Raw genomic sequence first — 21,485 nt, 5'->3', positions numbered from 1 at the left:
GCAGAGCGTGATTTTCTTCTTGCGCCGCCCTCCATCACCTGCAAGCCCTTTGCTCTGCTTCAACCCACGCAATAGCTCCTCACCTGGGCTTCTGTGATTGGTGGCCAGGGTGGTTGGCATGCCGGTCGTCACGGAGAGCGAAGTTGTGCGTGGGTTGAAGCAGAGCAAAGGAGGCGAGCAGGGTTGTGGGGGTGGGAGGGGGTGGTCACGGAAGGTGAGGATGTGTGGGCGCCAGGTCGCTGGTCGTTGCTCTCGCCGCGATCGTGGGCTTACGTCACTGCCCGGACGCCGTACCAGCTCAGCTCGTACCCCCAGGTTCGCCGAATCGTTTGGGAGCCGGGTGGCGGCTGAGGGTTCTGCCTGACACCGGCGGCCTGACGCCGGCGGCTGGGCGGGCGGGTGGTCAGGCGGAGGGGCGGGGGCGGGGGTGGGTGGTCAGGCGGGGGTGTGGGTGAGGGGCTGCGGGGTGTTCTTGTCGGTGGTGGCGGTGGTGAGCGCGGCGGCGTCGGCGCGGCGGTGGCGTAGTTCGACGGGGAGTACGGCGAGGGTCACCAGGGTGCCGATCGCGCCGATGACGGCGAAGCCCCACAGCGGGTTGGAGGCGTCGATGACCGCGCCGGACAGTGGGGCGCCCACGGCCATGCCGAGGGTGACCGCGGAGCCGTGCAGGCCCATCGCCTCGCCGCGGACGCTTGCCGGAGCGAGTCGGCTGACCGCGTCGGAGGTGGAGGCGAGGGTCGGTGCGCAGAGTACGCCGGCGGGGATCAGTGCCAGGGCGAGCAGCCACCAGTGTGCACCGCCCAGCCCGACCGGGATGGTGAGCAGGCCCAGCAGGCCGATCAGCGCGACCGGTGAGAAGGAGCGGCGGGCGGCGCCGTAGGCGAAGCCGCCCACCAGTGAGGCGATTGCCCAGACCGCGAGCACCAGGCCGGTGAAGGCGGTGTCGTCGTTCTCCCGCAGTGCGGCGATGACCGCCACGTCGGTGCCGCCGAGGACCAGGGTGGCTGCGGCGCTCACCGCGAAGACGGCGATCATCCGGGAGGTGAGCCACTGCCGGCGGGCCAGCCTCGGCTGCGGCCCGCTGGTCGCCTCGCTTGCGCTGCGTACCGGTGGGTTGAGCAGCCACAGCGCGGCACCGGAGACGACGATGCCGGCACCGACCAGGTAGAGCGTGAGACGGGCCGAGATGGTGGTGACGCCGACCGTGGCGAGCGCCGGGCCGATCATGAAGGACAGTTCGACCGACATGGAGTCCAGCGCGTACGCCGGGCGTCGTTTCGCCACCGGCACCAGCGCGGCGATGGACTGCCGGATCACCGAGAAGATCGGCAGTGCCAGCAGGCCGGCCAGGAACGCGGCGGGCAGCAGCAGGGCGTACGAGAGCATCGGCGCGGTGGACCAGAAGATCGCCTCGGCCACCACGGTGAGGACCAGGACGGGCCGCAAGCCACGGCGGTCCACCAGGCGGCCGAGCAGCGGAGCACCGATCGCCGCGCCGACCGTGATCGCCGCGCCGACCAGCCCGGCCGCGCCGTAGCCGCGCCCCAGATCCTGTACGACGTAGAACGTCAGCGTGATCCCGGTCGCGGTCAACGGCACCCGGGCCAGGATCGCCACCAGCAGCAACGACCGCAGACCGGGCAGGGCGAGCGCCTCCCGGTAAGGCTTCATGTTCACGTCGGTCCGTACCTCCGCCGGTCATCCTCGACCTGCGCGGCGGCGACCGCCAACGAATTAGCGTGTCATGCGGCCCTGATCACAGCGGTGCCGTGCGTGGTGATCCCGGCCCCCTCGAACGCCCGCAGCGCGACGTCGAGGGTGTCCGGAGCGACGGCGGCGGTCAGGTCGAGCAGCACGGTGGTGGCGAAGCCCTCCTGCGCGGCGTCCAGGGCGGTGGCGCGTACGCAGTGGTCGGTGGCGATGCCGACCAGGTCGACCGAGTCGACCTGGTGCCGGCGCAACCAGTCGGCCAGACCCTCGCCGTCTCCGGCATGGCCCTCGAAACCGGAGTAGGCGGCGGCGTACTCGCCCTTGTGAAAGATGGCCTCCACCCGGTCGGTGGCCAACTCGGGGTGGAACTCCGAACCGGGGGTGCCCACCACGCAGTGCTGTGGCCAGGTGCTCACGAAGTCCGGCGGATCGCCGAAGTGCGCGCCGGGATCGACGTGGTAATCCTTCGTCGCCACCACGTGATCCCAGCGGTGCGGCTCGCTGGCCAGCAACCGGGAGATCCCGGCGGCCACCCCCGCGCCGCCGGCGACGGCGAGCGAGCCGCCCTCGCAGAAGTCCTTCTGCACGTCAACGATGATCAGGGCGTTGGCCATGGACTTGCTCCTCTTACTCGGTCGGTACCACGGTGACCGGAATGGCCGGGTCACCCGCGGAAAGCTTGAGGCCCTCCCACGGGATGGAGATCAGGCACTGCCGCAGGTGATCCCGCGACTCGTCAAGCGTCGGCAGGGCCAGCGCCTCGCCGCCGGTCAGGTACGACCGTTGCAGCAGCCGGTCGTTCGGGTGCCGGTCCGGCACGCCCTGCGGGACGATGACCTCCTCGGTGGCGGTGCCGGTCGGCTTGTGCCGGCGCACGGCGACCTTGCGCCCGCCGATGGTGGCCTTCTGCTCGGAGCGCTTCACCACCGGACGTCCCTCGACCTCGACCAGCTTGTAGACCAGGCCGGCGGTGGGCGCGCCGGAGCCGGTCACCACTGAGGTGCCGGCGCCGTACATGTCGACCGGCTCGGCGGCCAGCGCGGCGATGGCGTACTCGTCGAGGTCACCCGAGACGATGATCTTGGTTTCGGTGGCGCCGAGCGAGTCCAGCAACTCCCGGGACTGCTGGGCGATCACCGCCAGGTCACCGGAGTCGATCCGGACCGCCCGCAACTCCGGGCCGGCCACCTCGATCGCGTTGCGGATGCCCTGGCTGATGTCGTACGTGTCGACCAGCAGCGTGGTCTGGCTGCCCAGCGTGGCGACCTGCGAGGCGAACGCGGTCCGCTCGTCGTCGTGCAGCAGGGTGAACGCGTGCGCGGCGGTGCCGGCGGTGGGGATGCCGTACCGCTGCCCGGCGGCCAGGTTGGAGGTGAACTGGAACCCGGCCAGGTACGCCGCCCGGGCCGCTGCCACCGCTGCCTCCTCATGCGCCCGGCGGGACCCCATCTCGATCAGGGCGCGACCTCGGGCCGCGGTCACCATCCGGGCCGCCGCGGCGGCCACCGCGCAGTCGTGGTTGAGCACCGACAGCACCACCGTCTCCAACACCACGCACTCGGCGAAGGTGCCGGAGACGGTGAGGATGGGCGACCCGGGGAAGAACAACTCACCCTCGGCGTACCCGTCGATGTCGCCGGTGAACCGGTAGTCGGCCAGCCACGCGGCGGCCGGCTCGTCCACCACGCCGGTACGCCGCAGGAAGTCGATCTCGGCCGGGTCGAAGCGGAACTGGCGGATCAGCTCGATCAGCCGCGCGGTGCCGGCGACCACGCCGTAGCGACGCCCGGCGGGCAACCGGCGACTGAACACCTCGAAGACGCAGTGGCGGTGCGCTGTGCCGTCCCGCAGGGCGGCACTGACCATGGTCAGCTCGTAGTGGTCGGTCAACAGCGCGGGACGAAGGGTGTGCACGCCCTCAGCCTAGAGTTCAGGTGCTCGTCGTGCCGTCGTGCCCCGGGATCGTCCGCAATGCCGCCTTCAACTCCGCACGGCCGTTGAGCCCGAGCTTGGTGTACACCCGTTGCAGGTGGTTCTCCACCGTCCGGGCGGAGAGGAAGAGTTGTTCGGCGATGGCGCGGCTGGTTTCGCCGTCCGCCGCCAGCCGGGCCACCTGCCACTCCCGCTCGGTCAGCGCCGGCGTGGCCGCCCGCAGGGCCGGGGTCTGCACCAGGTCGCAGCAGCCGAGCAGGACGGCGAGCCGCTCGCTGGCCACGGCGATGTCCGGCGAGCGGCGCTGCCGCAGCAGGTGCACGGCCGCTGCGGCGGCCTCCGCGGCCGGCAGGGCCAGGCCCAGATCCATGAAGTTGTCGGCGACCGAGAGCAACTGCTCGGGTGAGCCCTCGACGGCCGCCCGCGCATGCCGGGCCAGCAGCGGGGGCAGATCCCCGTCGACCCGTTCCGACAGCTCGGCCAACCGCTGGGCGACGGTACGCCGGTTGTCGTCGGAACAGGTCGGGCCGGTCGCCGCCCCGGCCTCGCCGAGGCGTACCAGGTCGTGCAGGGCCAGCACCTCGTGCCCGGTGAAACCGTCGGCACGCAACCGACCGACCAGGTCGTGCAGGTGTGCCACGGCTGCGGGCAGGTCACCACCGACGGCGAGCGCCGCCGCCCGGGCCTGCTCCAGCCACGGGTACAGCACCGCCATGTTCGGCGCGTGGATCCGGTCGGCCTCGGCCATCGCCTCGGCCGCCTGCCGGGCGTCGCCGCGCAGGGCGGCGGCCTGCGCCCGCTCGGCCTGGGCCAGTCCGGCGTACACCCGGCTGGTCGCCAGGATCGCGCAGGCGCCGAGCGCGGCCTGCAGCGCGGTGTCGCTGCGCCCGCGCAGCCGTGCCGCGTACGCCCGCAGGATCGCCAGGTAGCCGCTGCCGAGCCGGAAGTCACCCGCGTCGGCCAGGTCGGCGAACTCGTCCGCGACCAGCCGGTCGATGCCGGCCAGGTCGCCGGAGAGCGCCAGCCGGGTGCCCCGAGCCAGCTCCACGGCGAGTTGCAGGTACGGCATGTCCGCCCGCCAACTGGCCGCCTTCGCCTGCACCAGGTCCACCGCCGTGGCGCTGCGGCACAGCTGACCCTGCACGGCCTGAAGGTGGGCGATGGTGCACCGGGCCAGCTCACGCGCGGCGGTGCTGGCCGCCGGCCGGTCCAGGACGCCCTGCGCGAGCCGCAGTGCGGCCGGCGCGTCCAGCCGGTGCAGACGCATGATCCCCTCGAAGGCGCGGATCCGGGCCTGCGCGGCGAGATCGGTCAGGCTGGCGCCACGCTCGGCGATCTCCTCGACCGTCGACTCCTGACTGAGCCCCCAGTAGCTGACCATGCCGCGGGCGGTCAGCCACCGGCTGAGCCGATCCTCGTCGTCGCCGTCGGGGGCGACGGCGTCGAGCACACCGAGCGCCTCGGCCGGCCGGTCGGCGAACATCAGGATGGTGGCCAGCAGCTCCGCCGCGTTGAAGCCGCCGTCGGCGTCGAGCGCCGCCCGCGCCAGCCGGGTCGCCAGCGGTACGTCGTACCGGGCGAACGCCTGCCCGGCGGCGGCGACGAGCATCGACGGATCCTGTGCGGTGCCGGAGTCCAGTCGCCAGACCGCCACCCGCAGCAGATCCTCCCGCCGCCGTTTACCGACCCCCTCCAGCAGTTCGGCCAGGTCCGCCTGCAACCGGCGGGTCCGGCTGACCGGGCACTGCCGGCGTACCACCTCGCCGTAGAGCGGATGGGCCAGCCGGACGTCGAGCCGCCGGTCGGACTTGACCATCGTGATCAGCCCACGTTCCTCGGCGGTCTCCACATCGGTCTGACTGGCGGCCTTGTAGAGCAGTTGGAGCCCGAGCGGCTCGCCGAAGGCGACCAACTCGACCACCGTGCACACCCCGGGGCTGAGCTGCCCGATCCGGATGTCGATCAGATCCGTCAGGCTGGGGGCGAGTTCCAGCCGACCGGTCCAGGTCCAGATGCCGTACCGCCTGGTGAGCTCCTCGCTGCCCTGGGCGGCGTGCACCAGCTCGCGCAACAGCAGCGGATTGCCGGAGCTGAGCCGGCCCAGCCGGTCCGACGAGCCGCCGTCGACCGGGCCACCGAGGATGGCGGCGAGCAGTCCGGCGGTCTCGGTCGGCGCCAGCGGACTCAGCTCGGCGTGCTCGACCAACCCGTCCGTCCACAGTGCCCTGATCGGCAGCGGGATCTGCTCACCGTCGCGCAGCGTGCCCACCACGCAGGCGTTCTCGGAACGGGCCACCAGGTGCACCAGGGCCGCCGACGGCGGATCCAACAGATGCGCGTCGTCGACCGCGAGCACGATCCGTCGACCGGCGGCCTGCTGTTGCAACACGTCGACCGCCCACCGCAGGATGCCGGCGGGCGAGAGCCCTTGCGGCTGCTCGACAGGAAGGACCTGCACCAGGCCGCCGAAGGGCATCGCCGCGGTGGTGGCGCTGGCCGCGATCCACCAGACCGCGTAGTTCTCGGCGGGCAGGGCGGCCATGCCCTCCCGCAGCAGGCGACTCTTGCCGATGCCGGCGCTGCCGGTGAAGAACATCCCCCGTCCCTGAGGGCCGGTCACCGCCGCATGTAGGCGGTCGAGTTCCATCGTGCGGCCCACGAACCTCCACGGAGTCATCCGCGCAGCATATCGACGTTACTGCGCGCCGGGCGGTAGCCCGAGCGGGCGAAGTTGAGTAGTGCCACAGTTACCGCTGAGTACTCGATTTGTCTCGTACGCGACGCCGGCGGCCGTACTCTTCCGGCATCCGGATGTCGCCACCGGATGTTCACGCGGCCGGCGCTGCCGGTCGCCTTGCCACGGAGGCCGCCGCCTGATGAAGCCGGGCCCTCTCCATCACCTGGGTACGACCGACGGCACGGCCCGCCCATCGGGCGCCGGTCCGTTTCCGGAACGGCTCGGGGTCAGCGCCACCAGCCCGCGCGAGCCGCTCGCGGTGATCGCCGCCGGCCCGGCCGGTGCCGGCCGCACCGAGGTGCTCGCCGCACTGCTGGAACTCGACGCCGGCATGCTCACCACCCTGGCCGGTAGCTGGCTGGTGGTACGCCATGCCCTACAGCCTTCCCGGGCCGCCTTCGTGCCCGGCTACCGGCAGCCGCACTCGTACCGGGTGGACCTGCCCACGGTGGGGCCAGCCCTGGCCCGGCCGCCGCGCCGGGTCGAGTTGAACCTTCCCGAGCCGTTGCTGAAGCACTTCGCTCTGGCCGACACGCCGGACACCGCGACGATGGGCCCGGCCGGCGGACAGATCCTGCTGGACGCGGTCGGCCGGGCCGGTGCCCTGCTCTTCGTGATCGCGGCGGACCAGTCCTTCAGCTCCGCCGAGTTGAACCTGCTCGCCGAGATCGCGGGAACCCCGGTGCGGGTCTTCTTCGCGGTCACGCCGGGCACCGGTGAGTCGGCCGGGCACCCCGACAGCCCCACGATCGATCCGGCCGCCGTCGACGCGTGCCGGGCCGCGCTGCTCGCCGCCGTGCCGGGACTGGCCGACGCCCGCTGGTTCCCGATCATCAACGGCGACGCGGCCGACCTGAAGCGGGCCATGGTCGCCTGGGCCGCCGACGAAGGGCTGTGCCGCGCCAGCGGCGAGCCGCCCGAGCTGCCCGGTACGCACGGTCGGGTGCCCGTGGTGGCCGACCCGGGGGCCTGGTCCGAACAACTCGACCGGCAATCGCGTGCGGCCGCCCAACGGATCCGTCAGTGTCTGGCGCTGGAGCTGGCCAGGGTGCACCTGCGCGTGGTGCAGGACGTCCTCTTCGGCGGCGGCTGCGCCGGCCTGCCGCAACTGGTCGACCGTGAGGTGGAGGCGTTGTCGCTGCTGGCCACCGCGCAGTGCGACCACGCCGTACGGGTGCTCGTCGACGACATCGCCGGCCGGCTCTTCGGCGGGCCGTTGGCGGCCGGCGTCCGGCAGCGGATCTACCAGGCCGTCGCCTGGAGCATGCCCGAGCACAGTCCCGGGCCGGAGCTCGAGCGGGTGCTGCTGATCACCAGTACCGCGGGTGTCGCGGGGCTGAGCGGCGCCGCAGCGATCGACGCGCTGTCGACGTATCCCGGGCCGGCCCGCAACGAGGTGCTTCCGCCGGTGGCGGTGGCGCTGTCGGGTGGCTGCTGGCAGCACTGGCGTACCCCGGCGAACAACGACCCGGACGCGGCCCGGGCCTGGGCTCAGCGCGCCCTGCGCGAGATCGAACTGGAACTGTCCCGAGAGGTTGCCCGCCGTTTCGAGGCGATCCGCATTTCGCTCGGCACGGTGCTCTCCGATGCTGCCGAACACGGCATCCTGCTCGCCTGACCGCCCGTCGGCGCACCCCGTCGGCGGCCCCGACGGGGTGCCTGCGGGTGCTCCCGGAAGGCGGTCCGGCGTTCCGGTTCCTCGGTTCCGCCGATCCGGTGGCACGATGGGGGGCATGGCGGCTCCACAGGTTGCACCGGTCGAGACTCCGGCCACCGACGAGGTGCCGGCGTCGGACCGGCCGTGGGTGACGATCGTGTGGGACGACCCGGTCAACCTGATGAGCTATGTGACCTGGGTGTTCCAGAAGCTCTTCGGGTACAGCCGGGAGAAGGCCGAGCAGTTGATGTTGGACGTGCACCACAAGGGCAAGGCCGTGGTCTCCAGCGGCGCCCGGGAACGTATGGAACACGACGCCTCGCAGCTGCACGCGTACGGGCTCTGGGCGACGGTGGACCGGTCGTGAGCATGTTCCGCCGTCAGGGCGACCGGTACGTCGCCAGCTTGGCCGTCGACGAGGTACGCGTGCTGCGCAAGGTCGCCTCCGAGGTGGTCGGCCTGCTCACCGACGGGTTCGACCACACCGATCCGGTGGTGTGCCGGCTGTTCCCCGAGGTGTATCCGGACGACGCGGCGGGGACCGCGGAGTTCCGCAGGTACACCGAAGGTGACCTGAAGACCGCGAAAATCGACCAGGCCGGGGCGATCCTGGCGGCGCTGCCCGGCGAGGGCGGCGGCGAGGTGCTCCTGGACGCCGAGGCGGCCGAGGCGTGGCTGCGGGCGCTCAACGACGCCCGCCTGGCGATGGGCGTACGGCTGGAGATCAAGGACGGGACGGACCTGGGCGCCGAGCTCGACGACGCGGTGGCCGAAGATCCCTCTTCCAGCCGGGTGTTCCAACTTTCGGTCTACGCATACCTGGGCTACCTCCAGGAATCCCTGCTCAACGCCTTGATCGAGTGAGTGTGACCCGCGCCGCCTCGCGGATCGCCAGCGGCGGGCGCTAGGCTTGGCGACGTGCTGACCATCGACCGGTCGATCGTTGACGCGATCGTCGCCCACGCCCGTCGGGACCACCCTGACGAGGCCTGTGGCGTGGTCGCCGGCCCGGTCGGCAGCGACAAGCCCACCCGGCACATCCCGATGGAGAACGCCGCCCGCTCGATGACGTTCTACGAGTTCGACTCGATGGAGCAGTTGCGGGTCTGGCGGGAGATGGACGACCGGGACGAGGAGCCCGTCGTCATCTACCACTCGCACACCGCTACGGAGGCGTACCCGTCACGTACGGACATCGCCTTCGCCGGCGAGCCGGGCGCACACTACCTGCTCGTTTCCACCCGGGAACCGGACACCGAGGAGATTCGCTCCTTCCGGATCGTGGACGGGGTGGTGACCGAGGAGCCGGTGCGGATTCTCGACGCCGGGGTGGATCCGCACGCCGTGCAGTCCTACATGTTCGGGCAGAGCCCGGCGACGGTCGACTACGAGTGTTCGGGCAGCTGATCCCAGCCCCGCACACCCTTTCCGGCACGTCACCGAGCACACCTGATCAAGGAGTAAGACATCATGGCCATCGAGGTTCGCATCCCCACCATCCTGCGCAGCTACACCGGCGGCGCGAAGGTCGTCGAGGGCAGTGGCGACACCCTGAACGACCTGCTCGCCGACCTTGACTCCCGGCACGCCGGGCTGCGGGCGCGGCTGGTCACCGACGCGGGCGCGCTGCACCGCTTCGTCAACGTCTACGTCAACGACGAGGACGTACGCTTCCTCGGCGCGCTGGACGCCAAGCTCTCCGACGGCGACAGCGTCACCATCCTGCCGGCCGTGGCCGGCGGCGCGTTCGGCTTCGCCGCCGCTGCGGCGATCGCGCAGCACGGCCGTACGCCCGTCACCGCCGGCTGAGGCGAGCTCGATGGCGCGGTACGAGAGCCTGCTGGACGCCTGCGGCGGCACACCTCTGGTGGGTCTGCCCCGACTGTCGCCGACGGTGCCCGAGGGGGCGCCGCCGGTGCGGCTGTGGGCCAAGCTTGAGGACCGCAACCCGACCGGCAGCATCAAGGACCGGGCGGCGTTGTTCATGGTCCGGGCCGCCGAGGAGGCCGGCAGGCTTCGCCCGGGCGACACGATCCTGGAGCCGACCAGCGGCAACACCGGCATCTCCCTGGCCATGGTGGCCAAGCTGCGCGGTTACCGGCTGGTCTGCGTGATGCCGGAGAACGTCTCCACCGAGCGGGTGCAGTTGCTCCGGATGTACGGCGCGGAGATCATCTTCTCGCCCGCCGCCGGTGGCTCGAACCAGGCGGTCGCCACCGCCAAGCAGATCGCCAGCGAGCATCCGGACTGGGTGATGCTCTTCCAGTACGGCAACGAGGCGAACGCCCGGGCGCACTACGAGACGACCGGCCCGGAGTTGCTGCACGACCTGCCGACGATCACGCACTTCGTGGCCGGGCTGGGCACCACCGGCACCCTGATGGGGACCGGCCGCTACCTGCGGGAGAAGGTCGAAGGCATCCAGATCGTCGCGGCCGAGCCGCGCTACGGCGAGCTGGTCTACGGCCTGCGCAACATCGACGAGGGGTACGTCCCGGAGCTCTACGACGCCACCGTGCTCAACCGGCGGTTCTCCGTGGGCACCCGGGACGCGGTGTTGCGGACCCGGCAGCTGGTCGAGGTCGAGGGGTTGTTCGTCGGCTTCTCCACCGGGGCGATCCTGCACGCGGCGTTGGCCGTGGCGCACGAGGCGGTCCGTGACGGCCGTCGCGCCGACGTGGCGTTCGTGGTCAGTGACGGCGGCTGGAAGTACCTCAGCACCGGGGCGTACGGCGGCACCCTCGCCGACGCGGAGGAGGCCCTGGAGGGGCAGCTCTGGGCCTGACCCTGTGCGGAAAGTGACGACTCCGAGGGCCACCGGCGTACCGCCGGTGGCCCTCCTCCGTCGGCCTGGACTGACTGGCCACTCAGCCAACGTCGACTCGATCGGACGGCCGGGGTGGGTGTCACGTTGGTGACAACTTCCAGCGGATCATTCTTGCCTTCGCATCGGCGGGCGTAGGCTGCGCAGCGTGGCGTACGCGTCGGTAGTGATCACCGCCGGAGCGGTGGCCCGGAAGATCACCACCTACCGTGACAGCGAGACAACTCGATGCGATTGACCGTCCTGGGCTGTGCGGGCAGCTTCCCCGGACCCGAGTCCCCCTGTTCGGCCTATCTGATCGAGGCCGAGGACTTCCGGCTTCTGATCGATTTCGGCCCTGGCTCGCTGTCCACCCTGCAGCGTTACGCCGGGCTGCACGCCCCCGACGCCATCCTCCTGACCCACCTGCACTGCGACCACATCCTCGACGCCACGTCGTACGTGGTGGTGCGCCGGTACGCCCCGGACGGCCCGTATCCGCCGTTGCCGGTCTACGCCCCGGTCGGCGCCCCGGAACGGCTCGCCACCGCGTACGGGCAGGAGGGCGCCAGCGTCGAGGACGTCTACCAGTTCTATGCACTGGAGCCCGGCACCTTCCCGATCGGCCCGTTCACCGTCACCGTCGACCGGGTGCTGCACCCCATCGAGACGTACGGGGTGCGGCTGGAGCACGACGGCCGGGTGCTCTGCTACTCCGGGGACACCGCGCCCTGCGAGGCGTTGATCCGGCTGGCCCAGAACGCGGACACGTTCCTCTGCGAGGCGAGCTACCTCGACGGCGTCGACAACCCACCGGATCTGCACCTCACCGGCCGGGAGGCGGGCGAGGCGGCGGCCAAGGCGGGCGTCGGTCGGCTGCTGCTGACCCATCTGGTGGCCGCCTGGGGCAGCGAGGCGCACACCGTCGCCGCCGCCGCCGCCGCGTACACCGGGCCGCTGGAAGTGGTCCGCCCCGGCTCCACGTACGACATCTGAGCCGCCGGACGGGCACCGGGGGACGGTTCGATCACGGCACCGCATAGGGTGCAGGCATGGCGCGACCTGACGGGCGGCAGCCCGACCAACTCCGTCCGGTGACCCTCACCCGAGGCTGGAGTACCCATCCCGAGGGATCGGTGCTGGTGGAGTTCGGCGCGACCCGGGTGCTCTGCACGGCGAGCGTCACCGAGGGGGTGCCCCGCTGGCGTCGTGGCTCCGGGCTCGGCTGGGTCACCGCCGAGTACGCGATGCTGCCCCGGGCCACCAACACCCGCTCGGACCGGGAGAGCGTCAAGGGCCGGGTCGGTGGGCGTACCCACGAGATCTCCCGGTTGATCGGGCGCAGCCTGCGCGCGGCCATCGACCTCAAGGCGCTCGGCGAGAACTCGATCGTGCTCGACTGCGACGTGCTCCAGGCCGACGGCGGCACCCGGACCGCCGCGATCACCGGGGCGTACGTGGCGCTGCACGACGCGGTCAGCTGGCTCGCCGCCCGCAAGGCCCTGACCGGCACCCCGGAGAAGGTGATGCACCGGTCGGTCGCCGCGATCAGCGTCGGCGTCGTCGCAGGCGAGCCGCGCCTGGATCTGTGCTACGACGAGGACGTGGCCGCCGAGGTGGACATGAACGTCGTCTGCACCGGTGCCGGTGACTTCGTCGAGGTGCAGGGCACCGGTGAGGCCGGCGTGTTCGCCCGCGACCAGTTGGACGCCCTGCTCGACCTGGCCGTCGTCGGCTGTCTGGACCTGGCCGAAGCCCAGCGAAAGGCTCTGTCTCTCCTGTGAAGCGCGAGGAGTGAGCTTGCGAGCCCCGCAGTCGCGAACGAAAGGTAGCGCTTGTGAAGCGCGAGGAGTGAGCTTGCGAGCCCCGCAGTCGCGAACGAAAGGTTGCTGAGTATGAACAAGGTGCTGCTCGCCACCCGTAACCGGAAGAAGCTCATCGAGTTGCAGCGCATCCTCGACGGGGCGCTCGGCGCGCATCGGATCGCCCTGGTCGGGCTCGACGACGTCGAGGCGTACCCGGAGTTGCCGGAGACCGGGCTCACCTTCGGGGAGAACGCGCTGATCAAGGCGCGGGAGGGCTGCCGGCGCACCGGGCTGCCGACGATCGCGGACGACTCGGGGCTGGCGGTGGACGCGCTCAACGGTATGCCGGGGGTGTTCAGCGCCCGCTGGGCCGGTCGGCACGGTGACGACGAGGCCAACCTGCAACTGGTGCTCGACCAGATCGGTGACGTGCCGGACGAGCACCGGGGCGCCTCCTTCGTGTGCACGGTGGCGCTGGTGCTGCCCGGTGGCAAGGAGCATCTGGTGGACGGCCGGCAGCAGGGTCGGCTGCTGCGCGCGCCGCGCGGCGACGGCGGTTTCGGCTACGACCCGATCTTCCTCGGCGACGGTCAGGACCGCACCAACGCCGAGCTGACCCCGCAGGAGAAGGACGCCATCAGCCACCGCGGCAAGGCCCTACGCGAACTGGCCGCCCTGGTCGCCAAAGTCCTCTGACAACCGCCAGCCCCGCCGCCGCCCAGCCCCGCCGCTCCGCCCAGCCCCGCCGCCCCGCGAAGTCCCGCTGAGCATCGGGATCTTGGTACGAAACTGCCCTTCCGGGGGCGCTTTCGTACCAAGATCCCGACGGTGCCGAGATTCAGGGAGCTAGTCGAGGGTGCCGATCTCGCGTTCGATGGCGGTGCGGAGGGCGGGGGTGGCGACCACCTCGCGGGCGGCTTCCATGAGGGGGGCGAGGAAGACGTCGGGGCCGGGCGGGCCGGCGATCCCGCCGAGGGCGGCGATGGCGGCCCGGCCGGCGGGTGACGGGGTCAGCGGGGCCCGCAGTTGCAGTCCGCGTACGGCGGCCAGCAGTTCCACCGCGAGCAGGCTGGTCAGGTTGTCCAGCACGGTACGCAGCTTCTTGGCCGCCGCCCAGCCCATCGAGACGTGGTCCTCCTGCATCCCGCTGGTGGGCAGCGAGTCCACCGAGGCGGGCGCGGCCAGCCGACGGTTCTCCGCGACGATCCCGGCCGCCGTGTACTGGGCGATCATCAGCCCGGAGTTCACCCCGGCGTCGGGGGACAGGAACGCCGGCAGGTCACGGGAGCGGGTCACGTCGAGCAGCCGGTCCACCCGGCGCTCGGCGATCGCGCCGACCTCGGCGGCGGCGATGGCCAGGAAGTCCGCGGCGAAGCCGAGCGGGGCGCCGTGGAAGTTGCCTGTCGACTCGACCCGGCCGTCCGGCAGCACCACCGGGTTGTCCACCACCGACAGCAGTTCCCGCCCGGCCACCGTACGCACGAAGTCCAGGGTGTCCCGGGCCGCGCCGGCCACCTGCGGGGCGCACCGCATCGAGTACGCGTCCTGCACGGCGTGGTCCACGTCGTCGCGGTGCGAGTCCATCACCGCCGAGTCCTGCAGCAGCCGGTGGATGTTGGCCGCCGAGCGGCCCTGCCCGGGGTGCGGGCGGATGGCGTGCAACTCCGGCAGGAAGGGCCGGTCCGAGCCGAGCATCGCCTCGATGGCCAGTGCGGCGGTCACATCGGCCATGGTGAACAGGTGCGCCGCGTCGTCGATGGCCAGCAGCAGCATGCCGAGCATGCCGTCGGTGCCGTTGATCAGCGCCAGCCCCTCCTTGGCGGCCAACTCGATCGGGGCGAGCCCGGCCTGGCGCAGCACGTCGGCGGCGGGCAGCCGCTGACCGTCGGGACCGAGCACCCAACCCTCGCCGAGCAGCACCAGCGCGCAGTGCGCCAGCGGCGCCAGGTCACCCGAGGCGCCCAGCGAACCGTGCTCGGGCACCCACGGGGTGACGTCGTGGTTGAGCAGGTCCACCAGCGCCGAGGCGACCAGCGGGCGGACGCCCGAGTGGCCCAGCGCCAGCGAGCGGACCCGCAGCAGCATCATCGCCCGGACCACCTCGCGGGGCATCGGCGCACCGACCCCGGCGGCGTGCGAGCGGATCAGCGCGTGCTGCAACTCGGCGCGGCGCTCGGGGGCCACGAAGGTGTTGGCCAGCGCCCCGAAACCGGTGGAGACGCCGTACACCGGGCGGCCGGCAGCCTCGATGCGGTCCACGATGGACCGACTGGTCGCCATGGCGTCCAGGGTGGCCGGATCGAGGACGACCTTGGCGGTGCCCCGGGCCACGGCGAGCACGTCGGCGGGACAGATCCCGGTGGGCTGGATGGTCACGGTCATCGCGGTACTCCGTTGTGCAGGACATGGCGGATCAGCGGTACCCCCGGCCGGTAGGCCAGGTGCAGGTGGGACGGGGCGTCGAGGATGATCAGGTCGGCCCGGGCACCGGGCCGCAGCACCCCGATGTCGTCGCGGCGCAACGCCCGCGCGCCACCGGCGGTCGCCGCCCACACCGCCTCCGCCGGGGTCATCCCCATCTCGCGTACGGCGAGCGCGATGCAGAACGGCATCGACGAGGTGTACGACGAACCGGGGTTGCAGTCGGTGGCCAGCGCCACGGTGACACCGGCGTCGAGCAGTCGACGGGCGTCCGGGTAGGGCGACCTGGTGGAGAACTCGGCCCCGGGCAGCAGGGTGGCCACGGTCGTCGTCTGCGGCCCGGCCGGTGTGTCGACGGCCGTCGAGGCCAGCGCCTCGATGTCGGCGTCGGTCAGGTGGGTGCAGTGGTCCACGCTGGCCGCGTCCAACTCCACCCCGAGCTGCACCCCCGGGCCGGGGCCGAGTTGGTTGGCGTGCACCCGTACGCCGAGCCCCATCGCCTGGCCACAGGCGAGGATCGCGCGGGCGTGGTCGGCGTCGAAGGCGCCCCGTTCGCAGAACACGTCGATCCAGCGGGCGTACGGCGCGGCGGCGGCCAGCATCGGCCCGCACACCAGTCCGACGTACTCGTCGGGGCGGTCGGCGTACTCGGCGGGGACCACGTGCGCGCCGAGGAATGTGGTCTCCCCGCTGACCTCGGCGGCGATGCGCAGCGAGCGGGCCTCGTCGGCGACAGTCAGGCCGTACCCACTCTTGATCTCGATCGTGGTGGTGCCCTGCCGCAACGCCTCGGCGTGCAGCCGGCGCACGGTGGCGCGCAGTTCGTCGTCGGAGGCGGCGCGGGTGGCGCCGACCGTGGTGCGGATGCCGCCGCCGGTGTACGGCTGCCCGGCCATCCGGGCGGCGAACTCGGCGGCCCGGTCCCCGGCGAAGACCAGGTGGGCGTGGCTGTCCACGAAGCCGGGCAGCACCGCCGCGCCCTCGGCGTCGATGCGCCGGTCGGCGGCCGGGGCGTCGCCGGTCGGACCGACCCAGACCACCTCGCCCTGCTCGACGAGCACCGCCGCGCGTCGCCGGATGCCCAGCGGCCCGCCCTCACCCGTGCCCGCCACATTGGTGACCAACTCACCGATGTTGTGCACCAGAACGCTACCGACGCTGTGCTTGCCTCTGTTCGCGACTGCGGGGCTCGCAAGCTCACTCCTCGCGCTCACGGTGCCACCTCCGCGATGGCGTCGGCGAGTTCCTGCGGGACATCGACGGTGAGGTGGTGGCCGTCGCGGACCAGGACCCGGCCGTCCACCACCACCTGGGTGACGTCGGCGGCACCGGCGGCGAACCAGACGCCGGCCGGGGCGACCCCGGCGGTTCGTACGCTGTCCAGCCGCACGGTGACCAGGTCGGCGCGGCCACCGACGGCGATCCGCCCGGCGTCGGTCCAGCCCAGCGCGGCATGTCCGGCCGCACTCGCCGCGTGCAACAGCTCCGCCGGGGCGAAATGCCCGCGCTTGCGGGTACGCAGCCGTTCGTCCAGCTCGACCGCGCGGGCCTCCTCGAACGGGTCGATCACGGCGTGACTGTCGCTGCCCAGGCTGAGCGGGATGCCGGCGTCGGCCATCCGGCGGGCCGGGCCGATGCCGTCGGCGAGGTCCCGTTCGGTGGTGGGGCAGAGGCAGACCCCGGTCCGGCTCTCCCCGAGCAGGCCGACGTCACCGCTTGTCGGATGGGTGGCGTGCACCGCGGTGGTGGCCGGGCCGAGCACGCCGTGGTCGGCCAGCAGCCCGGTCGGGGTACGCCCGTGCACCGCCCGGCAGGCGTCGTTCTCGGCCGGCTGCTCCGACAGGTGCACGTGCAGTGGCGCGTCCCGCCGATGCGCCCAGCCGGCGACCGTGGCGAGTTGCTCGGCGGGCACCGCGCGCACCGAGTGGATCGCCGCGCCGAGCCGGGCGTGCCTGCCGTCGGGGGTGAACGCGGAGACCCGGTCGGCCCAGCGCAGCGCGTCACCGTCACCGAAGCGCAACTGCGAACCGGTCAACGGCTGACCGTCCACGGTGGCGGTCAGATAGCAGGTGTCCAGCAGGGTCAGCCGGATCCCGGCGTGCGCCGCCGCCTCGACCAGCGCCGCGCTCATCGCGTTCGGGTCGTCGTACGGGGTGCCGCCGGCACCGTGGTGCAGGTAGTGGAACTCGCCCACGCAGGTGATCCCGGCCAGGGCCATCTCGGCGTAGACCGCCCGCGCCAACGCCAGGTAGGAGTCGGGGTTCAGGCGGGCGGTCACCGCGTACATCTGGTCGCGCCAGCTCCAGAAGTCACCGCGCCCACCGTGCGTGTGTCCGCGCAGCGCCCGATGGAAGGCGTGCGAGTGGGCGTTGGCCAGGCCGGGCAGGGTCAGCCCCGGCAGCCGGACCGCGTCGGCCAGCACGTCGACCCCGGCGTCCGGTGGGCCGCCCGGCGACAGCGGCGTGACTGCGGTGATCCGGCCGTTGACCGTCTCGATCAGCACCTCCGGGGTCGGCGCGGCCCGTTCGGGCAACCAGGCGTACTCGGCGAGCCAGCGGGTCGACGTCATCGGGTCTGCCCCCTGTCGAGCGGAACGGTCTGCGCCATCAGCCGATCATGACCCGGCGGGACGGTCGCCGGTGCCGGTTCGCCCACCGTGTTCAGCGACATGCCAGCTCCTCCAGCACCCGGGCCAGGGCGATCACCCCGGCGGCGCAGTCGACGTCGTCGGCCGACTCGGCGGGGGAGTGCGACACCCCCGTCGGGTTACGGACGAAGAGCATCGCCGTCGGTACGTGCGCCGCCAGCACCCCCGCGTCGTGGCCCGCGCCGGTGGGCAGCACCGGGGCGTCCAGCAGCCGGGCCAGCCGGTCGGTCAGCCCGTTGTCGAAGGCCACCAGCGGGGTCACCGACTCCTCGGTCAGGGTGATCTCGGTGCCGTCGCGGCGGGCCCGCTCGACGGCCTTGGTGCGGACCGCCTCGACCAGGCCGGTGAGCGTCTCCGGTTCGGCGGCGCGGGCGTCCAGCCAGCCGGTCACCCGCGACGGGATGGCGTTCGTGGCGTTCGGTTCGACTCTCACCCGGCCGACGGTGGCGTGGGCGTCGCGCAGCCGGGCCTCCTTGTTGGCGGCGAGCACCGTGAAGGCGTACGTGAGCATGGGGTCGCGGCGGTCGGCCATCCGGGTCGTACCGGCGTGGTTGCCCTCGCCGGTGACGTCGAAGCGCCAGCGGCCGTGCGGCCAGATCGCGGTGGCCACCGCGACCGGCGCGTCCTGCTCGACAAGCGCGCGGCCCTGCTCCACATGCAGTTCCACGAAGGCGCCGAAGCGGCCCAGCAGCGTCGGGTCGCCGCCCGCCGGCAGAGCGCCCAACGCCTCGGCGAAGCTCACCCCGGCCGCGTCGCGCAACGCGCCCGCCCGCTCGACGTCGATCTGCCCGGTGAGCAGCCGCGACCCCAGGCAGGGTACGCCGAAGCGGGCCCCCTCCTCCTCGACGAACGCGGCGACGACAAGTGGACGGGTCGGGGTGACTCCGGCCGCGCGCAGTTCGTCCACGGCCAGCCAGGCGCTGACGATGCCGAGCGGCCCGTCGTACGCCCCGCCGTGCGGCACCGAGTCGAAGTGGCTGCCGGTCAACACGGCGTCACCGGCGTCCGGGTCACCCCACCAGGCGAACAGGTTGCCGTTGCCGTCCTCGGTGACCGGCATGCCCCGCTCGTCGGCCTGCGTCCGGAACCACTCCCGCAAGCGCAGTTCCGGCTCGGTGAGGGCGTAGCGCAGGTAGCCGCCGCTGCGCGCGTCACGGCCGATCGGCGCGATCTCGTCCCACAGCCTGCGGAACCTGTTAAGAAGGGGCCCTTCCTCTACCGTATGCGTTAACAAGGGGCCCCTCCTTGCTCCGCCATCGGGATGCGCACGTCGGTGTGGGGGGTGGGGTAGCCGGCGTCGACGTGCCGGATCACGCCCATCGCCGGGTCGTTGGTGAGCACCCGCTCGATCTTCTGCCCGGCCAGCGCGCTGCCGTCGGCGACGCAGACCTGACCGGCGTGGATGGACCGGCCGATACCCACCCCACCACCGTGGTGGATGGACACCCAGGACGCGCCGCTGGCGGTGTTGACCAGCGCGTTGAGCAGCGGCCAGTCGGCGATCGCGTCGGAGCCGTCGGCCATCGCCTCGGTCTCCCGGTAGGGGCTGGCGACGCTGCCGCAGTCCAGGTGGTCCCGGCCGATCACCACCGGTGCGCTCAGCTCACCCGAGGCGACCATCTCGTTGAACCGTACGCCCGCCTTGTCGCGTTCGCCGTAGCCGAGCCAGCAGATCCGGGCCGGCAGGCCCTGGAAGGCCACCCGCTCGCCGGCCAACCGGATCCACCGCGCGAGGGACTCGTTCTCCGGGAACAGGTCGAGGATGGCCCGGTCGGTGGCGGCGATGTCGGCCGGGTCGCCGGAGAGCGCCGCCCACCGGAACGGGCCCTTGCCCTCGCAGAACAACGGCCGGATGTACGCCGGCACGAAGCCGGGGAAGTCGAAGGCCCGGTCGTACCCGCCGAGCTGTGCCTCGCCCCGGATGGAGTTGCCGTAGTCGAAGACCTCCGCACCGGCGTCGAGGAAGCCCACCATCGCCTCGACGTGCCGGGCCATCGACTCGCGGGCCCGGTCGGTGAACTCGGCCGGCTTGGCCGCCGCGTAGTCCCGCGCGTCGTCCAGCTCCACCCCCACCGGCAGGTACGACAGCGGGTCGTGGGCGCTGGTCTGGTCGGTGACGATGTCGATCGGTACGCCCCGACGCAGCAGTTCGGGGAAGACGGTGGCGGCGTTGCCGACCACGCCGACGCTGAGCGCCCGACGGTCCCGTTTCGCCGCGAGCACCCGCTGCACCGCGTCGTCCAGGCCGTCGGCGACCTCGTCCAGGTAGCGGTCGTGCACCCGGCGGTCCAGCCGGCTGCGGTCGACGTCGACGATCAGGCACACGCCGCCGTTCATGGTCACCGCCAGCGGCTGCGCGCCGCCCATCCCGCCGCAGCCGCCGGTCAGGGTCAGCGTGCCGGCCAGGGTGTCGTTGAAGCGCTTGGCGGCCACCGCCGCGAAGGTCTCGTAGGTGCCCTGGAGGATGCCCTGGGTGCCGATGTAGATCCACGATCCGGCGGTCATCTGGCCGTACATGGTCAGCCCGAGCTGCTCCAGTCGGCGGAACTCCGGCCAGGTGGCCCAGTCACCGACCAGGTTGGAGTTGGCCAGCAGCACCCGGGGCGCCCACTCGTGGGTCCGCATCACCCCGACCGGCCGGCCCGACTGCACCAGCATGGTCTCGTCGTCCCGCAGGTCGGTCAGCGTACGCACCAGGGCGTGGTACGACGGCCAGTCCCGCGCTGCCTTCCCGGTGCCGCCGTAGACGACCAGGTCGTCGGGGCGCTCGGCGACCTGCGGGTCGAGGTTGTTCATCAGCATCCGCAGGGCCGCCTCCTGCGGCCAACCACGGGCGGTGCGTTCCGGGCCTCGGGCGGCCCGGATGGGGCCGGGGGCTGCGTGGGTCATGGTGTGTCTCCTCCTAACCGAGGAACAACTGACGACGGGCGGCGGAGGCTTCGAACGCCTCCAACCGCCGCTGGGTCTCGGCCGGGGCGGCGTCGCAGATCGCCTGGAGCAGCACCATGGCCAGGGTCATCGGGGCGGTGTGCAGGTCGAACACGAGCTGGGTGCCGACCGCGGCGGGCAGCACCACATCGGCGAGCTCGGACGCCGGGCTGACCGGCGAGTCGGTGATCGCGACCACGGTGAGCCCGGCGGCGCGCGCCTCGCGCAGCGCGTCCAGGGCCTCCCGGGGGTAGCGGGGCAGCACGAGGGCCAGCAGGGCGCTCGCCCCGGCCTCGGCGGCCTGTTCGATGCGGTCGGTGAGCAGGCTGCCCCCGTCGTCGAGCACCCGCACGTCCGGGTGCACCTTCGCGGCGAAGTACGCGAAGTACGCGGCCAGCGGGGCGGCGGCCCGCAGCCCCAGCACCGGCAGGGGCCGACTGGCGGCCAGGAGTCGGCCGGTCTCGGCCAGCCGTTCCCGGTCGGTGAGCTGCTCGGCGAGCCGGTCCAGGTTGCCGATCTCGGCGCGTACCGCCTGTTGGAGTTCGTTGCCGGCGGTGGCCGGGCCGGGCGCGGCGGCGGTGAGTTCGCGCAGCCGCCGACGCAGCGCGGGATAGCCGTCGTGGCCCAGCGCGACGGCGAAGCGGGTGACCGACGGCTGGCTGACGCCGGCCAGCTCGGCGACCTCGGCGGCGGAGAGGTAGCCGACGGCGGGGGCGTGCTGCACCAGGCAGTGCGCGATGCGTCGCTGGGTCGGGGTGAGTCGGACGCCGTCGAACAGGCCGACGACCCGTTCGGTCGGCGCGATGGCAGTCCCTTCATTCATTCCGAGACTGTATGCATAAAAA

The 21,485-nt window shown here is 72.3% G+C and carries 19 protein-coding genes; 9 read left to right on the top strand and 10 right to left on the bottom strand.

Annotated elements, in window-relative coordinates:
* Positions 1 to 435 precede the first annotated feature (435 nt).
* The 4 genes from JMF97_RS03015 to JMF97_RS03000 form a co-directional block, all read right to left on the bottom strand.
* Entirely contained in the window at positions 436 to 1,671 is a 1,236-nt protein-coding gene (locus JMF97_RS03015; protein WP_203220311.1) for an MFS transporter, read from the bottom strand.
* A 71-nt stretch (positions 1,672 to 1,742) separates the two neighbouring features.
* Positions 1,743 to 2,324 (bottom strand): isochorismatase family protein, encoded by a 582-nt coding sequence (locus tag JMF97_RS03010; protein ID WP_203220098.1) that lies wholly within the window; start codon positions 2,322 to 2,324, stop codon positions 1,743 to 1,745.
* Between the two features lie 13 nt (positions 2,325 to 2,337).
* Positions 2,338 to 3,624 carry a nicotinate phosphoribosyltransferase gene (locus JMF97_RS03005; protein ID WP_203220097.1) on the bottom strand — a complete coding sequence of 429 codons (1,287 nt, stop codon included), beginning with the start codon at positions 3,622 to 3,624 and terminating at the stop codon, positions 2,338 to 2,340.
* A 16-nt stretch (positions 3,625 to 3,640) separates the two neighbouring features.
* Positions 3,641 to 6,319: a LuxR C-terminal-related transcriptional regulator gene (locus tag JMF97_RS03000; protein ID WP_203220096.1), complete on the bottom strand. Its 2,679-nt coding sequence runs from the start codon at positions 6,317 to 6,319 to the stop codon at positions 3,641 to 3,643.
* A 199-nt stretch (positions 6,320 to 6,518) separates the two neighbouring features.
* Here JMF97_RS03000 and JMF97_RS02995 point away from each other — a divergent pair, with 199 nt between their 5' ends.
* From JMF97_RS02995 to rdgB, 9 genes are all read left to right on the top strand, one after another.
* The gene (locus JMF97_RS02995) at positions 6,519 to 7,997 is read left to right on the top strand and encodes a P-loop NTPase family protein (RefSeq protein WP_203220095.1); all 1,479 of its coding nucleotides are present in this window, start codon (positions 6,519 to 6,521) and stop codon (positions 7,995 to 7,997) included.
* Between the two features lie 115 nt (positions 7,998 to 8,112).
* Positions 8,113 to 8,403: an ATP-dependent Clp protease adapter ClpS gene (gene clpS, locus JMF97_RS02990; RefSeq protein ID WP_102659399.1), complete on the top strand. Its 291-nt coding sequence runs from the start codon at positions 8,113 to 8,115 to the stop codon at positions 8,401 to 8,403.
* Between the two features lie 2 nt (positions 8,404 to 8,405).
* Positions 8,406 to 8,900 carry a DUF2017 domain-containing protein gene (locus JMF97_RS02985; RefSeq protein WP_193386308.1) on the top strand — a complete coding sequence of 165 codons (495 nt, stop codon included), beginning with the start codon at positions 8,406 to 8,408 and terminating at the stop codon, positions 8,898 to 8,900.
* A 54-nt stretch (positions 8,901 to 8,954) separates the two neighbouring features.
* Positions 8,955 to 9,443, top strand: coding sequence for a M67 family metallopeptidase (locus tag JMF97_RS02980; protein ID WP_203220094.1), 489 nt, complete (start codon positions 8,955 to 8,957; stop codon positions 9,441 to 9,443).
* Positions 9,444 to 9,506: 63 nt separating this feature from the next.
* Positions 9,507 to 9,845 carry a MoaD family protein gene (locus tag JMF97_RS02975; RefSeq protein WP_013731864.1) on the top strand — a complete coding sequence of 113 codons (339 nt, stop codon included), beginning with the start codon at positions 9,507 to 9,509 and terminating at the stop codon, positions 9,843 to 9,845.
* A 10-nt stretch (positions 9,846 to 9,855) separates the two neighbouring features.
* A complete protein-coding gene (locus JMF97_RS02970; protein ID WP_203220093.1) occupies positions 9,856 to 10,821 on the top strand; it encodes a PLP-dependent cysteine synthase family protein in 966 nt (321 codons plus the stop codon).
* A gap of 267 nt (positions 10,822 to 11,088) precedes the next feature.
* Positions 11,089 to 11,835: an MBL fold metallo-hydrolase gene (locus tag JMF97_RS02965; protein WP_203220092.1), complete on the top strand. Its 747-nt coding sequence runs from the start codon at positions 11,089 to 11,091 to the stop codon at positions 11,833 to 11,835.
* Positions 11,836 to 11,891: 56 nt separating this feature from the next.
* Positions 11,892 to 12,623, top strand: coding sequence for a ribonuclease PH (gene rph / locus JMF97_RS02960; protein WP_203220091.1), 732 nt, complete (start codon positions 11,892 to 11,894; stop codon positions 12,621 to 12,623).
* Positions 12,624 to 12,734: 111 nt separating this feature from the next.
* On the top strand, positions 12,735 to 13,340 hold the full coding sequence (rdgB, locus tag JMF97_RS02955; RefSeq protein ID WP_013731868.1) for an RdgB/HAM1 family non-canonical purine NTP pyrophosphatase: 606 nt from the start codon (positions 12,735 to 12,737) through the stop codon (positions 13,338 to 13,340).
* Between the two features lie 150 nt (positions 13,341 to 13,490).
* Here the strand turns inward: rdgB and hutH are convergent, their stop codons facing one another.
* From hutH to JMF97_RS02925, 6 genes are all read right to left on the bottom strand, one after another.
* Positions 13,491 to 15,026, bottom strand: a complete 1,536-nt coding sequence (hutH, locus tag JMF97_RS02950; RefSeq protein WP_203220090.1) for a histidine ammonia-lyase — start codon at positions 15,024 to 15,026, stop codon at positions 13,491 to 13,493.
* Positions 15,023 to 16,210, bottom strand: coding sequence for an imidazolonepropionase (gene hutI, locus JMF97_RS02945; RefSeq protein WP_203220310.1), 1,188 nt, complete (start codon positions 16,208 to 16,210; stop codon positions 15,023 to 15,025). The genes hutH and hutI overlap by 4 nt, the downstream gene beginning before the upstream one ends.
* 65 nt (positions 16,211 to 16,275) lie before the next feature.
* The gene (locus tag JMF97_RS02940; protein ID WP_203220089.1) at positions 16,276 to 17,634 is read right to left on the bottom strand and encodes a formimidoylglutamate deiminase; all 1,359 of its coding nucleotides are present in this window, start codon (positions 17,632 to 17,634) and stop codon (positions 16,276 to 16,278) included.
* A gap of 91 nt (positions 17,635 to 17,725) precedes the next feature.
* Entirely contained in the window at positions 17,726 to 18,946 is a 1,221-nt protein-coding gene (locus tag JMF97_RS02935; protein WP_203220088.1) for an allantoate amidohydrolase, read from the bottom strand.
* Entirely contained in the window at positions 18,940 to 20,601 is a 1,662-nt protein-coding gene (hutU, locus tag JMF97_RS02930) for a urocanate hydratase (RefSeq protein ID WP_203220087.1), read from the bottom strand. The genes JMF97_RS02935 and hutU overlap by 7 nt, the downstream gene beginning before the upstream one ends.
* Before the next feature lie 13 nt (positions 20,602 to 20,614).
* Positions 20,615 to 21,463, bottom strand: coding sequence for a MurR/RpiR family transcriptional regulator (locus JMF97_RS02925; RefSeq protein WP_203220086.1), 849 nt, complete (start codon positions 21,461 to 21,463; stop codon positions 20,615 to 20,617).
* Positions 21,464 to 21,485: the final 22 nt, after the last annotated feature.

Origin of the sequence: Micromonospora fiedleri, assembly GCF_016774385.1 — a bacterium.
GTDB lineage: Bacteria > Actinomycetota > Actinomycetes > Mycobacteriales > Micromonosporaceae > Micromonospora > Micromonospora gifhornensis.
This window is presented reverse-complemented; position numbering and strand designations above follow the sequence as displayed.

What these genes read in the sequence shown, in the direction of transcription:
- JMF97_RS03000 (WP_203220096.1), bottom strand. Translation starts at nt 6,319, where the DNA reads ATGACTCCGTGGAGGTTCGTGGGCCGCACGATGGAACTCGACCGCCTA.
- rdgB (WP_013731868.1), top strand. Translation starts at nt 12,735, where the DNA reads ATGAACAAGGTGCTGCTCGCCACCCGTAACCGGAAGAAGCTCATCGAG.
- hutH (WP_203220090.1), bottom strand. Translation starts at nt 15,026, where the DNA reads ATGACCGTGACCATCCAGCCCACCGGGATCTGTCCCGCCGACGTGCTC.
- JMF97_RS02995 (WP_203220095.1), top strand. Translation starts at nt 6,519, where the DNA reads ATGAAGCCGGGCCCTCTCCATCACCTGGGTACGACCGACGGCACGGCC.
- JMF97_RS02975 (WP_013731864.1), top strand. Translation starts at nt 9,507, where the DNA reads ATGGCCATCGAGGTTCGCATCCCCACCATCCTGCGCAGCTACACCGGC.
- JMF97_RS02970 (WP_203220093.1), top strand. Translation starts at nt 9,856, where the DNA reads ATGGCGCGGTACGAGAGCCTGCTGGACGCCTGCGGCGGCACACCTCTG.
- JMF97_RS02965 (WP_203220092.1), top strand. Translation starts at nt 11,089, where the DNA reads ATGCGATTGACCGTCCTGGGCTGTGCGGGCAGCTTCCCCGGACCCGAG.
- JMF97_RS02985 (WP_193386308.1), top strand. Translation starts at nt 8,406, where the DNA reads ATGTTCCGCCGTCAGGGCGACCGGTACGTCGCCAGCTTGGCCGTCGAC.
- JMF97_RS02940 (WP_203220089.1), bottom strand. Translation starts at nt 17,634, where the DNA reads ATGACGTCGACCCGCTGGCTCGCCGAGTACGCCTGGTTGCCCGAACGG.
- JMF97_RS03015 (WP_203220311.1), bottom strand. Translation starts at nt 1,671, where the DNA reads ATGAAGCCTTACCGGGAGGCGCTCGCCCTGCCCGGTCTGCGGTCGTTG.
- JMF97_RS02925 (WP_203220086.1), bottom strand. Translation starts at nt 21,463, where the DNA reads ATGAATGAAGGGACTGCCATCGCGCCGACCGAACGGGTCGTCGGCCTG.
- clpS (WP_102659399.1), top strand. Translation starts at nt 8,113, where the DNA reads ATGGCGGCTCCACAGGTTGCACCGGTCGAGACTCCGGCCACCGACGAG.
- rph (WP_203220091.1), top strand. Translation starts at nt 11,892, where the DNA reads ATGGCGCGACCTGACGGGCGGCAGCCCGACCAACTCCGTCCGGTGACC.
- JMF97_RS03010 (WP_203220098.1), bottom strand. Translation starts at nt 2,324, where the DNA reads ATGGCCAACGCCCTGATCATCGTTGACGTGCAGAAGGACTTCTGCGAG.
- hutU (WP_203220087.1), bottom strand. Translation starts at nt 20,601, where the DNA reads ATGACCCACGCAGCCCCCGGCCCCATCCGGGCCGCCCGAGGCCCGGAA.